This is a genomic window from Sphaerochaeta sp. PS (genome assembly GCF_032144095.1).
Classification (GTDB): Bacteria; Spirochaetota; Spirochaetia; order Sphaerochaetales; family Sphaerochaetaceae; genus Sphaerochaeta.
The window spans coordinates 59,474-72,927 of sequence record NZ_JAVSNJ010000004.1; the positions used below are offsets into that span (position 1 = coordinate 59,474).

Annotated in this window: 11 protein-coding genes and 6 tRNA genes; 16 read left to right on the forward strand and 1 reads right to left on the reverse strand. The window is 52.4% G+C overall.

Annotated features, from left to right (window positions below; genetic code table 11):
• Window positions 1-200: 200 nt before the first annotated feature.
• Window positions 201-437 carry a hypothetical protein gene (locus tag ROJ03_RS05935; RefSeq protein ID WP_313726089.1) on the forward strand — a complete coding sequence of 79 codons (237 nt, stop codon included), beginning with the start codon at window positions 201-203 and terminating at the stop codon, window positions 435-437.
• Between the two features lie 229 nt (window positions 438-666).
• Here ROJ03_RS05935 and ROJ03_RS05940 read toward each other — a convergent pair whose 3' ends face one another.
• Window positions 667-1,377: a Bax inhibitor-1/YccA family protein gene (locus tag ROJ03_RS05940; protein ID WP_313726090.1), complete on the reverse strand. Its 711-nt coding sequence runs from the start codon at window positions 1,375-1,377 to the stop codon at window positions 667-669.
• A gap of 149 nt (window positions 1,378-1,526) precedes the next feature.
• On the opposite strand from ROJ03_RS05940, the gene ROJ03_RS05945 reads away from it, so the two are divergent.
• The 15 genes from ROJ03_RS05945 (at window position 1,527) to ROJ03_RS06015 (ending at window position 13,425) form a co-directional block, all read left to right on the forward strand.
• The gene (locus ROJ03_RS05945; RefSeq protein ID WP_313726091.1) at window positions 1,527-2,219 is read left to right on the forward strand and encodes a hypothetical protein; all 693 of its coding nucleotides are present in this window, start codon (window positions 1,527-1,529) and stop codon (window positions 2,217-2,219) included.
• Window positions 2,216-4,411, forward strand: a complete 2,196-nt coding sequence (locus tag ROJ03_RS05950) for an AAA family ATPase (RefSeq protein ID WP_313726092.1) — start codon at window positions 2,216-2,218, stop codon at window positions 4,409-4,411. Before ROJ03_RS05945 ends, ROJ03_RS05950 begins: the two co-directional genes overlap by 4 nt.
• Window positions 4,412-4,600: 189 nt before the next feature.
• Window positions 4,601-4,672 (forward strand) — tRNA-His (locus ROJ03_RS05955).
• 14 nt (window positions 4,673-4,686) lie between these two features.
• Window positions 4,687-4,760: transfer RNA gene (locus tag ROJ03_RS05960), tRNA-Arg, on the forward strand.
• Window positions 4,761-4,819: 59 nt separating this feature from the next.
• Window positions 4,820-4,892 (forward strand) — tRNA-Lys (locus ROJ03_RS05965).
• Window positions 4,893-4,928: 36 nt separating this feature from the next.
• Window positions 4,929-5,010, forward strand: a tRNA-Leu gene (locus ROJ03_RS05970).
• 40 nt (window positions 5,011-5,050) lie between these two features.
• Window positions 5,051-5,122, forward strand: a tRNA-Gly gene (locus ROJ03_RS05975).
• Between the two features lie 381 nt (window positions 5,123-5,503).
• Window positions 5,504-6,853 (forward strand): trigger factor, encoded by a 1,350-nt coding sequence (gene tig, locus ROJ03_RS05980; protein ID WP_313726093.1) that lies wholly within the window; start codon window positions 5,504-5,506, stop codon window positions 6,851-6,853.
• A 93-nt stretch (window positions 6,854-6,946) separates the two neighbouring features.
• A complete protein-coding gene (clpP, locus tag ROJ03_RS05985) occupies window positions 6,947-7,555 on the forward strand; it encodes an ATP-dependent Clp endopeptidase proteolytic subunit ClpP (RefSeq protein WP_313726094.1) in 609 nt (202 codons plus the stop codon).
• Window positions 7,555-8,784, forward strand: a complete 1,230-nt coding sequence (gene clpX / locus ROJ03_RS05990; RefSeq protein WP_313726095.1) for an ATP-dependent Clp protease ATP-binding subunit ClpX — start codon at window positions 7,555-7,557, stop codon at window positions 8,782-8,784. Before clpP ends, clpX begins: the two co-directional genes overlap by 1 nt.
• 1 nt (window position 8,785) lies before the next feature.
• Window positions 8,786-9,766: a DHH family phosphoesterase gene (locus ROJ03_RS05995; RefSeq protein ID WP_313726096.1), complete on the forward strand. Its 981-nt coding sequence runs from the start codon at window positions 8,786-8,788 to the stop codon at window positions 9,764-9,766.
• Window positions 9,767-9,825: 59 nt separating this feature from the next.
• Complete coding sequence (locus ROJ03_RS06000) at window positions 9,826-10,809, forward strand: hypothetical protein (protein ID WP_313726097.1); 984 nt, start codon at window positions 9,826-9,828, stop codon at window positions 10,807-10,809.
• Between the two features lie 28 nt (window positions 10,810-10,837).
• Complete coding sequence (locus ROJ03_RS06005) at window positions 10,838-11,440, forward strand: non-canonical purine NTP pyrophosphatase (RefSeq protein WP_313726098.1); 603 nt, start codon at window positions 10,838-10,840, stop codon at window positions 11,438-11,440.
• Window positions 11,440-13,230 carry an oligoendopeptidase F gene (gene pepF / locus ROJ03_RS06010; protein WP_313726099.1) on the forward strand — a complete coding sequence of 597 codons (1,791 nt, stop codon included), beginning with the start codon at window positions 11,440-11,442 and terminating at the stop codon, window positions 13,228-13,230. Before ROJ03_RS06005 ends, pepF begins: the two co-directional genes overlap by 1 nt.
• Before the next feature lie 110 nt (window positions 13,231-13,340).
• Window positions 13,341-13,425 (forward strand) — tRNA-Leu (locus ROJ03_RS06015).
• Window positions 13,426-13,454: the final 29 nt, after the last annotated feature.

The following is a 13,454-nucleotide window of genomic DNA, read 5'->3' on the forward strand; positions in this document are numbered from 1 at the left end:
AAGTACTCTGTTACGCAACTTATACAAAAACATACAACATTGCCGAACATGTGATATGTTATAAGTTACACACATCAACCTCTCACATGTGACATTCTATAATTTTCTACAATATAACGATTTACATAATTTTTATGTTGACATCTTCTTTCACTTATTCCATCATATAGATGTAACAAGTACAAAAAAGGAGAGAGCACATGAAGAAGTTAGCAACCACATTGACAATCATCATTCTTTTGGCAGTAGCCACTTCATCCCTCTTTTCTGCAAACGCAAACAACACTGCAGTCCTGAGACTGACCGCCTATATTGCCGAAAAGACAACCATCACAGCCAATGACGATGGATTCATCATCACCAGCAATACGGACAACTTCTCCTATTCAGTTCAGGAGAACGCAAATGCGAGGATGTTGTTTGTGGTAGCAAACTAGAACAGAGAAGAAACAAAGCGGGTCCGGACAGACAAGCTTGCAAGCTAAGGGGCCAGGGGATTTGGGAAGATCCACTGGCTCCTCCTTTTATTTCCCCCGATCCTTCAGAAAGACAGAGATCAGGTGCCGCCCTTCCTTTCCTGAAGTATGGAAGCATATGGGCCTGCACCAAAACGGGGCTGTTCAACGGAACAGCCCCATGGGTACATATACTGCTTGCCAAGATGGCCTACCTGTTGGAAGACCTTCCGAAGATCCTGAGCAGGAACAGGAAGATATTGAGGAAATTGAGGTAGAGGGAGAGGGCGCTGATGATGCTCATCTTGGTGAAGGTATCCTCATCCATGGAAGAGCCATACTCGTTGTTCATCCGCACAAGCTTCTGGGTATCGTAGGCGGTAAGGCCCAGGAACACGGCTACCCCAAGAAAGCTGAGGATATAGTCGAAGCCTGAGGAGCGGAAGATGAAGTTCATCAAGGATGCGATGATCAGGCCCCAAAGAGCCATCCTGAGGTAGTAGCCCAGGCCGGAAAGATCTCGCTTGGTGGACATTGCATAGACGCTCATTCCCGCAAACATCAAGGCCGTTGTCAGGAAGGTCTTGTAGATGACCGCCCCGGTGTATACGACAAAGAGGGAGCTGAACATGATCCCGGTAAGGACCGAATATGCCAGGAAGGCCCCGATGGCACTGCTTTGGCTCATCTTGTCCAGACGTGCCGTAAGATAGATGATGAGGGCGAACTCACCGATGACCACAAGCATCAGGCCCATGCCATTGCCGATGAGGGCTTTCATCAACGGTGGATTGCTTGCCAAGAAATACGCCACTACCCCGGTCAAGCCAAGGCCTGCTGTCATCCAGAGATAGACATTCCTTACTATACTCTTTTCTCGAGCCACTACATTATGAAGCATCGAAGTCTTGTTTTCTGCCATATGGGCCTCCTACTGAAACACTCACCTATAATGTCAGCATTTTTATCCTTATAGTCAAGCTATGGTACCGCTTGTTCTGCATTCTGCAACCCTTTTTCCCCTCAAGTAGAAGCTAGGCAAGAGAAGGATGCAATGGTATAGTCAAACCCATGAAAAGGTATCTTCCCCTACTCATCCTACTGCTCCTCATCAGCGGATGCTCCACACTACCTAAACAAAAGGAGCAGAACCTTGAGGAGATCAGCACAGCCCTGAGGGAGGTGGTCGTCACAGCCAGCGAACGCATTGAGGCGGGCTTGCATGCCCAGACCTCCCTCATCACCCTGGTACCCCCCTCCTCTTCCCCCTTGCTGGACCAGGCCCAGATTCCTCGGCTGGATGAACACCTGCAGCTCTGGTCCAAGCAGGTCCTTGCCGCATTCAGGCAGGCGACCATTGCCATGCCGGCCCTGCTCAAGCCCTACATCGAGGCGATGGAGTTCGATAACCCCATCGCTACCAGGAAACTTAGCGAAAGCAGCGCCTCAGAAGCATTGGAAACACAATTCCGATCGGAAATTGAGCACGATACCCGCCTGATGCTCGGCTCCTATCTTTCCGAAAGCAAGGGGACGTGGGACCTGTTGACAGACCGCTACGCCATCTGGTCACGTGCAAAGACCCTGCTTGGTGAACAGGCCCTGCCGGCCCTTGGGGGGGATCCAGACGACTACCTCGTAGGGTTGTTCCTCTCCACATACAGGGACCAACTTGCAAAAGAGGAGACCTACCTCAGGACAACTCCTGTATTCCAGGGAACAGGCTCATTCTATGAACTACTCAACCAAAGGGCAGAACCATGAACCTATTTGAAGAAGCGAGCGAAAAACAGGCCGAGAAGAACCAACCACTGGCCTATCGCATGCGCCCCAGAAACCTGGATGAGTACATCGGCCAGGATGAAATCATCGGCCAGGGACGGCTGTTGAGGCGGGCCATCCAGGCTGACCAACTATCCTCTGTCATCTTCTATGGCCCTCCAGGGACAGGCAAGACTACCCTTGCCAGGGTGATAGCAAACACCACCAAAAGGCATTTCAGCACCCTCAATGCTGTGCTTTCGGGGGTGAAGGAACTGCGCTATGAGATTGACGAGGCAAAGAGCAGGCTCCAGCTCTACGAGCAAGGGACCATCCTCTTCATCGATGAGGTACACCGCTGGAACAAGAGCCAACAGGATGCCCTCCTTCCATGGGTAGAGAATGGGACGTTCATCCTCATCGGAGCTACGACAGAGAACCCCTTCTTTGAGGTGAATGCGGCTTTGGTGAGCCGTTCGAGGATCTTCCAGCTCAAGAGCCTGACAAGCGAGGACCTGAAGAAGATCGCCATACAGGCCCTGGAGGACAAGAGCCGGGGGTATGGCAGATATACCGTCACCTTTGACGAGGGTGCTCTCGACCATCTCATAGAGGTTGCCAACGGTGATGCCCGTTCCCTGCTCAATGCGCTGCAGCTTTCGGTGGAAACCTCCGTCGACAGCTACCCGCCACCGGAAAAGAGCCATATCCACATCACCTCGGATGCGGCAGAACAGAGCATCCAGCGCAAGGCGGTGCTCTATGACAAGGAAGGGGACTACCACTTCGATGTCATCAGCGCCTTCATCAAGAGCCTGAGGGGAAGCGACCCCGATGCCTCCCTCTACTGGCTTGCAAGGATGGTCAGTGCAGGGGAAGATCCCAAGTTCATCTTCAGGAGGATGCTCATCAGCGCCTGCGAGGATGTGGGTCTTGCAGACCCCAACGCCATCGTTGTGGTTGAGGCAGCTGCACAGGCCTTTGAGAGGATAGGGTTCCCTGAAGGGAGGTTCCACCTCACCCATGCCGCCCTATACCTTGCAACAGCTCCCAAAAGCAACTCGTCGATGGCATTCTTTGATGCACTGAAGGGTGTGGAAGAGGAGGCCCAGGACGAGGTGCCCAACCACCTCAGGGATGGCAACCGCGATGCCAAGGGCTTCGGCCATGGTCAGGGCTACCTCTATCCCCATGCATTCCAGGACCACTGGGTGGCCCAGCAGTACCTGCCCACATCACTGCAGGGGAAAATCTTCTACCAGCCAACCGACCAGGGCTATGAGAAAGGGATCAGAGGCGAGGTCAACCGGCGCAGGGAAGAACAGCTTGAGAGTGTCGAGCCCGATTCCTTTGTGGAGAACCTGACCTACTCGCCTGGGGACAAGGAGCGACTCAGGTGGCTGAGCAGAACAACCAGCGAACGGGGACAGATGCTGCATTCCATCCGCACCACCCTCTTCGAAAACCTCAAGAGCAGGCGAAGCGACAGGGTATTGGTCTGCAATGCAGGCCATGGCCTGTTGCTTTGGGAAGCCTTCAGGCAGACTCCGGAAGGCCTGGTTGTAGCCCAGGTGAATAGTGCTGAGCAGGCCCAGCATATCAACCACTATGCCTCTTCCCTGCAAAGCCTTGAACGGCCCAGAATCGTGTGTGAGCCCTTGCCCAAGACGCTGCTCTCCCTTGAACCAGGGCTGTTGTTCGAGACAATTCTGGGACGCAACGTCATCTCCCGCCTTTCCGAGGCAAAGCCCATACTGGAGCTGCTCCATGACCGTCTAGCCAGAGGCGGAGAGCTGCGTTTTGCCGAGGGAGTCCCCTCAGAAGGTTCCCGACTATCAGACTTTTGCACCTCGCCCCTTCGGGAAAGCTTGCTTGCCGCTGAAGCTTTCATCTATGGTCCTGAGGGCAATGCCCTCTCCAACTGGGGTTCCAAAGACCTTCTTCCTACCTTCGAATCCATGGGGTTCAGCGCCTGCATAGAAGAGAGGGATATGTTCGAAAACCGCTTCATCACCCAAACGGACATCAGCCGCTGGGTCCGCGGTGCCTATCTCGCTGCCTGGGAGAAACGAAACATACAGGTCGACCTCCCTGCCTTGGAGCTGGAACTTTCCGCTCTCCTGGGCAATAGCAGCATCAGGTGGAAACACCATCTGGTATTTGTGAAAGCTGTCCACGATTCGGATAGAAAGTAGGGACAAAAGAGAAATGTGAGAAGGGCCTGGAGGGATGGCAAAAGCCAACTAATTATCAGGCAAGGCTTTGCCTGAAAACAGTGAAAAGTTATAAAATTTCCCATAGGGTTGTTGACAAACAAATAGGTTTAAGGCATAGTAAGCAACGTTGAAACGCACTGGTAAAAACCACTGCTTCAGCTAGACATGGTGGAAGTAGTTCAAAGGTAGAGCACCAGATTGTGGATCTGGCTGTTGCGGGTTCGATCCCCGTCTTCCACCCTTAGGGTAGTGAAGCGCTCGTAGCTCAGCTGGATAGAGCGCCGGACTTCGAATCCGTAGGTCGAAGGTTCGAATCCTTCCGGGCGCAACGGTACTTGTTTTGGGTTCTTGGTTTAGGTTCTTGTTTTTTGTTAATATATTTGTCATGGGCCGCTAGCTCAGCTGGTAGAGCAGCAGACTCTTAATCTGCGGGTCAAAGGTTCAATCCCTTTGCGGCTCATCCATGGCGTGTCTCTTCGGAGGCAAGACATGCACTGCGAGAGTGGTGAAATTGGCATACACGCCAGACTTAGGATCTGGTACCTTACGGTGTAGGGGTTCAAGTCCCCTCTCTCGCATAGTACTTTTCCAATCTGTCGTTACTGCTGATTGGTATTTGCGAAAGTAGCTCAGTGGTAGAGCTCCACCTTGCCAAGGTGGATGTCGCGGGTTCAAGTCCCGTCTTTCGCTCTCAAGGCAACTATCTACTGGACGGTAGGTAGTTGCCTTTTCTTTTACCCCATGGGAACCCAACAAAACAGAAATCAGGGCGACGTAATAGACCAATTGATTTATTGCCCTCTCTTCTGTATCATGGCAATTCGTTGGACTGTACTGTGTGGACCCTACTCAGTATATGCTTGGGATGGAATGATCTCTTCTTCACTCCCAGGTTGGTTTTTTGGGGCTTTTTCTGTTTTTTTGGCAACAGGACACCCAAGTGGTGGTTGCTCTGCAACATTTGTTGTATATTAGTAGCATTGGTTTGCGTGAATTTGTGCGATGGTGCCTCTATTGTGGTCTGTCGCCTAGGATATACAGGTCTGATTGGACCGAAAGGATGAGGATAGCATGATCGCTGAAAAGAGTATTAAAGAACTGGAGAATTCCTCCGTCGCGCTGACGGTCACTGTGACCGCTGACACCATTGAAGAAGGCTACAAAGCTGCTCTGAACAAGTACGCAGCCACAGTCCAGCTCAAGGGTTTCAGAAAGGGAAAGGCTCCCCTTTCCGTGCTGGAAGGAAAGTTTGGTAAGGAAATTCGTGAAGAGAGTACCTTCAATACCATTGAAGATGCATTGAAAGATGTCCTTGAAGGCGTGGAAGAGAAGTACAAGCCTCTCTCCTACAGTACCCCTGAGCTTCAGGATGAGGAGACACTCCTTCCCTTCAAGAGCAACAGTGATGTAACCTTTACCGTCAAATATGACGTGATGCCCACCTTTGAAATGCCCACCTATACCGGCCTGACCATCACTGTTCCCAAGGTAGAGCTTCCTGAAGAGATCGTTACCGCAGAGATCGACAAGCTCAGAGAGCAGAATGCCATGGTCATCGACAAAGAGGGTAAGGCAGAGAATGGCGATATCGTTACGGTTGACTATGTTGAGCTCGATGAGGAGAACAACGAGGTTGCCGCAACCGATCGCAAGGACTTTGTATTTACCCTGGGCAGTGGCTCAAACTTCTATGAGATCGATACAGATGTCATCGGCATGCAGGTTGGGGACGAAAAAATCATCACCAAGACCTATGCCGACGACTCCACTGTCGAAGGATATGCAGGAAAGACCATCCAACTCAAGGTTGCCCTCAAGGCCCTCAAGTTCCGCGATGTCCCAGCCTTGGACGATGATTTTGCCCAGGATGTCAAGGATGAGTACAAGAGTGTCGCAGACCTGGTAAAGGCAACACGCGAGAAGCTTGAGAAGGCCCTTGCCGCAAAGCTTGAGCAGGTCAAGCTCGATGCGCTTTCCGAAGAGTTGCTCAAGGGAACGACCATCGGTGTCCCAGCCAGCATGATCGACATGGAAGTCGACCAGGCATGGAAACGGTATGTTAGGCAGACCGGCCTCACCGAAGAGCAGATCCTGAAGTTCCTCGAATACCAGCAGAAGACCAAGGAAGACATGACCGCTCCCTGGAGAGAGTCTGCCGAGAAGTCACTTCGCATCCAGCTGATCATGGAGCAGGTCAAGGAGAAGGAAAACTTCCCCGTCGACCAGGCTGATGTGGAGAAGGCTGTTGAAGAACAGCTTAAGGACGTGACCGATGAGGAACAGATCAAATACTACCGCACAATGCTTGAAGATGAGCTGAAATTCCAGAAGATCGCTCCTTTCCTCCAGGAAAACAATACCTTCATCGAAGGGGAAACGATCGGCTACAATGAGTTCATGCAAGATTCCTACGGTGCATAACAGGCCTTTGCTGCAGTAGAACATGTTGTGAAAAGGCGGTTCCTACCCGGGTTCCGCCTTTTTAATCCAAAGAATTATGAGGGGGCTTTTGCTATGAACATTCATCCTGAAAGGATGCAATCAACCATACCGATGGTAGTCGAACAGTCCGGAGTTGGAGAGCGTGCCTACGATATCTTCAGCCGGTTGCTGAAGGACCGTATCATCTTTCTCGACGGTGAAATCAATGACGCTACTGCGGACCTTGTTGTCGCCCAGATGCTTTTCCTCGAATCAGAAGACGTAAAGAAAGATATCAGCCTCTATATCAACAGCCCCGGTGGTTCAGTCACCGCGGGTTTGGCTATCTATGATACCATGCAGTATTTGCGTAGCGATATCCAGACCATCTGCATGGGACAAGCTGCCAGCATGGCGGCCGTACTCCTTGCCGCGGGAAAGGAAGGCAAGCGTTACATCCTCCCCTCCTCACGGGTCATGATCCACCAGCCTTGGGGCGGGGTGCAGGGCCAGTCAACCGACATCTCCATCCAGGCAAAGGAGATTGGCAGGCTGAAGAAGCTTACCATCGACATCTTTGTCGAGCACACCCACCAGAGCCTGGAACAGATAGCCAAGGATGTCGAACGTGATTTCTTCCTCAGTGCCGATGACGCCGTAGCCTATGGCCTCGTCGACAAAGTCATGAGAAGGAGTAAATAATGGCACGAAACTCGAAAGTCTGTTCCTTTTGTGGCAAAAGCCAGGAAGAGGTGAAGAGACTCATAAACGGGCCAGGGGTGGCCATCTGCGACGAGTGCATCAAAGTATGTAACGACATGCTCTCAGGCGACCCCAACCTACAGGAAACTGCTGTAGGGCTACCGGAAACCATACCAACTCCCCAGGAGTTGAAAGACTATATGGATGAGTATGTGATAGGTCAGGAAGACGCCAAGCGTGTCCTGGCTGTTGCAGTATACAACCACTACAAGCGGGTGAAGTACCAGAAGCAGATCACCGACCAGGGCGTTGAGCTGGACAAGTCCAATATCCTCATGGTGGGTCCTACCGGAACAGGAAAGACCCTGCTTGCCTCAACCCTTGCAAAGAAACTGCAGGTCCCCTTCGCAATCGCTGACGCCACCACCCTCACCGAGGCTGGGTATGTCGGTGAGGATGTGGAAAACATCCTGCTCAAACTGATCCAGAATGCAAACGACAATATCAAGGCAGCCGAGTTCGGCATCATCTTCATCGATGAGATCGACAAGATAGCCAAAAAGGGTGAGAACCCTTCAATAACCCGTGATGTAAGCGGAGAAGGTGTCCAGCAGGCGTTGCTGAAGATCATCGAAGGAACCGATGCCGCCGTCCCCCCTCAGGGTGGAAGGAAGCATCCGAACCAGGAGATGCTCAAGATCAACACAAGGAACATCCTCTTCATCTGTGGTGGTGCATTCGTTGGCCTGGACAAGGTCATCGAGAAGCGTACATCCTCCCATGCCATGGGCTTTGGTGCCAACATCACCAATACAGGCGACAAGGACCTTCGGGCCATCTACAACGAACTGATGCCCGACGACCTGGTTAAGTTTGGACTTATCCCGGAATTCATCGGAAGGCTCCCCATCCATGTTGCCCTGAACAACCTTTCAAGGGAAGATCTCAAGCGCATCATCGTGGAACCGAAGAACTCCATCATCCGCCAGTACGAAGCTTCCTTCAGGCTTGACGGGATAGAGTTGAGCTTCAAGGATGAGGCTGTCGCGGCTGTCGCCCAGAAGGCATTCGACCAGAAGACCGGTGCTAGAGGGCTTCGCTCCATCGTTGAGAAACTCATGATGGGCATCATGTACGAACTTCCGTCCATGAAGGGAGTCACCAAGGTCATCGTCGGTGAGGAGAGTGTCCTCAATGGTAAGGAGCCGGAAATTATCCGGGGAGCCTAAGATGTTCACCTACCCCCCTTTCGATGACGAGCTGCTGAACATCCTCAAGAGCCGAGAGGAGTTCATTGTGGTAGGACATGTCAGCCCCGATGGGGACTGCATATCCAGCCAGATGGCGATGAATGCCCTGCTCCTGAAGTTGGGCAAGACTGTCCATCTTGCAAATGCAGGTCCTTTCGAACGATCTGAGATAACCCACCTGCGGGCTGACTTTCTCAACCATATCGATGAGGAGTTGCACGCTCGCAACCCGATAGTCGTTGTGGTGGACTGCTCTGCCCCAGAAAGGCTGGGACACCTTGCCAAGGAGATCGAGGGCCTCACTACAGTGGTCCTGGACCACCATAGCAGTGGGGAACAGTTTGGTACCTATCGCTACATTGTGCCCAGGTCGGTTTCCACCACCCTGATCATCATGCAGCTCTACAGGACCCTGGACATCGAGATAACCGAGGAGATCGCAGAACACCTCTTCTTTGGCTTTGCCACAGATTCCGGTTTCTTCAGGTTCATCAATGCCTATAGGGGCGAAACCCTGCGCATGGCTGCCGATCTGGTAGACCTCGGGGTCTCACCCAATATGATGAATGACCGGATGACCGGTGGAAAGAACCTGAGCTATGTGAAATATCTGGGCAAGCTCATCGACAGAAGCGAATCCCATTTTGATGGCAAGCTCATGACAAGCACCAGCTGTCTGGCTGACAACGAGACATACGTCACCAGCGACAAGCCAAGTGACGCACTCTATTCGATGCTGCTCTCCATCAAGGGTGTTGAGGTTGTGCTGTTCTTCAAGCAGATCTCCTCCCAGGTCACTGAGGTCGGGTTCCGTGCCAGCCATCAGAGCCACATCGATGTGGGCGCCCTTGCGGAGAGTTTTGGCGGTGGCGGCCATAAGAAGGCAGCCGGGGCTACCATACCCCACCCTATCGAGCAGGTTCGCACCATGTTGCTTGAAGCGGTAGGGAATCTGGTCTAGACAAGAGTTGGCATACACATTGCATGTTCCTTGTGGAGAAAACCCACAAGGAGCAAAGCATGTATAGTACTGGTATTTCGGAAATTCAAAGCGACAGGCTTACCAAGGCCGTCCTCTCCCTACAAACACAGAAAGACAACCACGACCTGCATACCCGGGTTCACCTGATAACCCAGCAATTGCTGTACACCATCCCTTCACGCCTTAGGCTCTTGCCGGAAGAGGAGTGCTGTGAATTTCTGTTCTACTGCTATGAGACCATCGAACACTACATAGCCTCCTACAGGGCGGGAAATCTCTCCTACGTTGGGTACATCACCCAGGTGGTTCGCAAGAGAAGCCGCTACTTCATTGCCCTGAAACGTAGCCAACTCAACAAGGAACGTGCCCTGCTCGAAAGCGAACAGGATAGCTGGGATGAGGACAATGGAGCCGATGCAGTTGCAGAGGAGAAGTACTACACTCCCCTAACCTCAATATCGACAGTTCCCACATCCCTGATGCCCTCCTTGTTCGAGGAGATCCTCACCGCCCCCAAGAGTAGAGTGAACGCCCAGATAAAGCTTGACGCTGTCCAGAAGAGGCTGCAGGAAAAATTGCGGCAGGAGGTCAACCGAAAGCGGTTTGTCATCATGCTCGCCATCTCCCCTCACCTTACCAATCTCCACCTCTTGGAGGAGGTGGCATCCCTGCTCGAGGTGGATGTACTGTTGCTACACCGCTTCCTCTGCAGTGCAGAGCAGCTGCTGGAACAGAAGAGGGTATGCAAACAACAGTTTGAACAGACTTCACACCGTCATTTCAGGCGCATGATGGAGATACAGGCTGAACTGGCCCAGTGTGTCGATCCCGACAAGCAGGCAGAGCTGAAAAACCTCCTCACCTGGACCGAACGGGTCTATCGGGCAAAGGTCGAGCAGATACGGACCATGGAGTTCCACCTGAGCCACTCCCAGATCAGCAAGCTGCTCGGAGTCCCCAAGGGCACTGTCGCCTCCTCGGTGCACTATATCAAGCGCCTGATCAGGGAATGTATGGACTAAACAGGACCCAATGAGTATCTTTTCCCCTATGAACATACTATTGGCAACATCAAATACCCATAAAAAAGAGGAATTTGCAAGAATTCTAACAGAGCATACCATCGTGCTTCCCTCTGAGCTCAACCTATCATTCGACTTTGAGGAGAATGCTGAGACCTTTACCGAGAATGCCTTGGGAAAGGCTCTCTCCCTCTCCAAAGTGGTTCCCAAGGGATATGCGGTCCTTGCAGATGACTCAGGCCTCTGTGTGGACGCTTTGGGAGGCAACCCCGGGGTGAGGACCGCACGCTATGGGATGGAAGAGTTTGGACACCTGCTGGAAGCTGGACCACGCAACGAGTACCTTTTGAAGAACCTCAAGGCCTTCACCAGGAAAGAAGAACGCAAGGCCTCGTTTGTCTGCGCCTTGGCTCTTGTTGTAGACACCCATAGGATCTACACGATCGAGGAATCGGTGGAAGGCTACATCACAGAGGAGGCCGATGGCAGGGGTGGCTTTGGCTACGACCCTGTATTCTTCGTGGAGGAAGCGGGATCGACCATGGCAGCCCTGGATAATGGGAAAAAAGACCTGTATAGCCACAGGGGACGGGCAACCCGTCTCCTGAATACCTTATTGGGAGAGATATGATGGAAATCAAGAGACGATCAGAAGCAGCAACAAACGATACATGGGACCTTACCTCGCTTTTTACCGATGAGAAAGCATGGGAATCTGGGATGAAGACCCTCAAGGAGGAGATCGACAGGGCGCCCTCCTTCAAAGGAAAGCTGGGTTCGGGCAAGGAAGGCATGCTCGAAACCTTTGCCTGGTATGAGAAGACCGGCATCCTTGCCGAACGGCTCTATAGCTGGGCTTTTCTCAACTATGCCGCCGATGCCTCGGACAGCTCCAACGTCAAGCGCTACTCCCTGGTAAGCCAGGCCCTTGCACAGCTTGGTGCAAACATGGCCTATTTCGACCCTGAGCTCCTGGCCATTGAGGACAAGAGAGTCGCTTCATATCTTGCAGACCCAGCATTTTCTTCCTACAAAGTCTACCTGGAGAAGTCCCGCCGCTTCAAGGCACATGTGCTGAGCGAAGCTGAAGAGAGGATCATGGCCCTGCAAAGCGAGGTGGGCTCTACTGCACGGACCACCTTTGGGGACCTAACCAATGTGGACTTTGACTTTGGGACCATAGAGACTGAAGAGGGGCCAAAACCCCTTACCCAGAGTACCTACAGCTCATTCCTCATGAGCGAGGACAGGGCCCTGAGAGCCCTCGCCTACAAGCAGTTCTACTCAGCCTATGACAAGCACAAGCACACCATCGCACGCCTCTATGAAGGGCAGGTCAAGCAGGACAAGTTCAGCTGTACAGCCCGCCTCTATGAGAGCTGCCGCCAGAAGGCTCTCTTTGCAGACAAGGTTCCGATGAGCGTCTACGACAACCTCATCGATTCGGTACACGAGGCCCTTCCTTCCCTGCACCGCTACTATGCGTTGCGCTCCCGCCTCATGAACCTAGAGAAGCTCGCCCACTATGATGTCTATGTACCCCTGGTTTCAGGCGTACAGAAGAACACCCCCTATGAGGAGGCTGTCGAGATAATCTGCAAGGCTCTCGCCCCATTGGGGGAGGAGTATGTATCCACCCTGAAGAAGGGGCTGACAACCGACAGGTGGGTTGACCGCTATGAGAACAAGGGCAAGCGCAGTGGGGCCTTCTCCAGCGGAGGCTATACGGGCAAGCCTTACATCCTGCTCAACTACAAGGAGGATGTCCTGAAGGACCTCTTTACCGTTGCCCATGAAGGCGGCCACTCCATGCACAGTTACTTCAGTGCAAGGAACAACCCTTTCTTCCACTATGACTACACGATCTTTGAGGCTGAGGTAGCATCAACCTTCAATGAGCAGCTGGTGGCAACCTACCTGTTCGAGACAGCCGAAGACAAGAAGACCAAGGCCTTCATCCTGAGCAAGGGGCTGGACGATATCGTGGCAACCCTGTTCAGGCAGACCATGTTTGCAGAGTTTGAGGATATCACCCACCGCCTGAGTGAGGAGGGGGTCCCCCTGACCGTTGACCTGCTCAGGGAGGAGTACCGCAAGCTGCTGGTCCTCTATTTCGGACCTTCTGTGGAACTTGAGGAGGTCAGTGACCTGGAGGGACTTCGGATCCCACACTTCTACTCTTCCTTCTATGTCTACAAGTATGCCACAGGGATCAGTGCTGCAATCGCACTAAGCCAGAAAGTACTCAACGGCGGGGAAAAGGAGAAGAATGACTATCTTTCCTTCCTCAAGAGTGGTGGCAGCACCTACCCTATCGAGTCACTGAAAAAGGCCGGAGTGGACATGGAGAAGCGCGAGCCCGTACAGTCAGCACTCAAACATTTCTCCTCACTTCTCGATGAGTTTGAGGCTTTGCTGTAAAAGTTTTCGTCCAAGCCCTTTTTTCTAAAAGGGGGCTTGACGCATCACCCCTCATTGTTGTAATGTAGCCAAGGTCAGTTCGAAAGAATGACAACTATAACCTCAGTAATGCGGTAGTGGTGGAATTTGGTAGACACGCCAGCTTGAGGTGCTGGTGGGAGAAATCTTGTGCTGGTTCAAGTCCAGTCTACCGCATACACTAAACCCCTTTCAGATAAGAGATT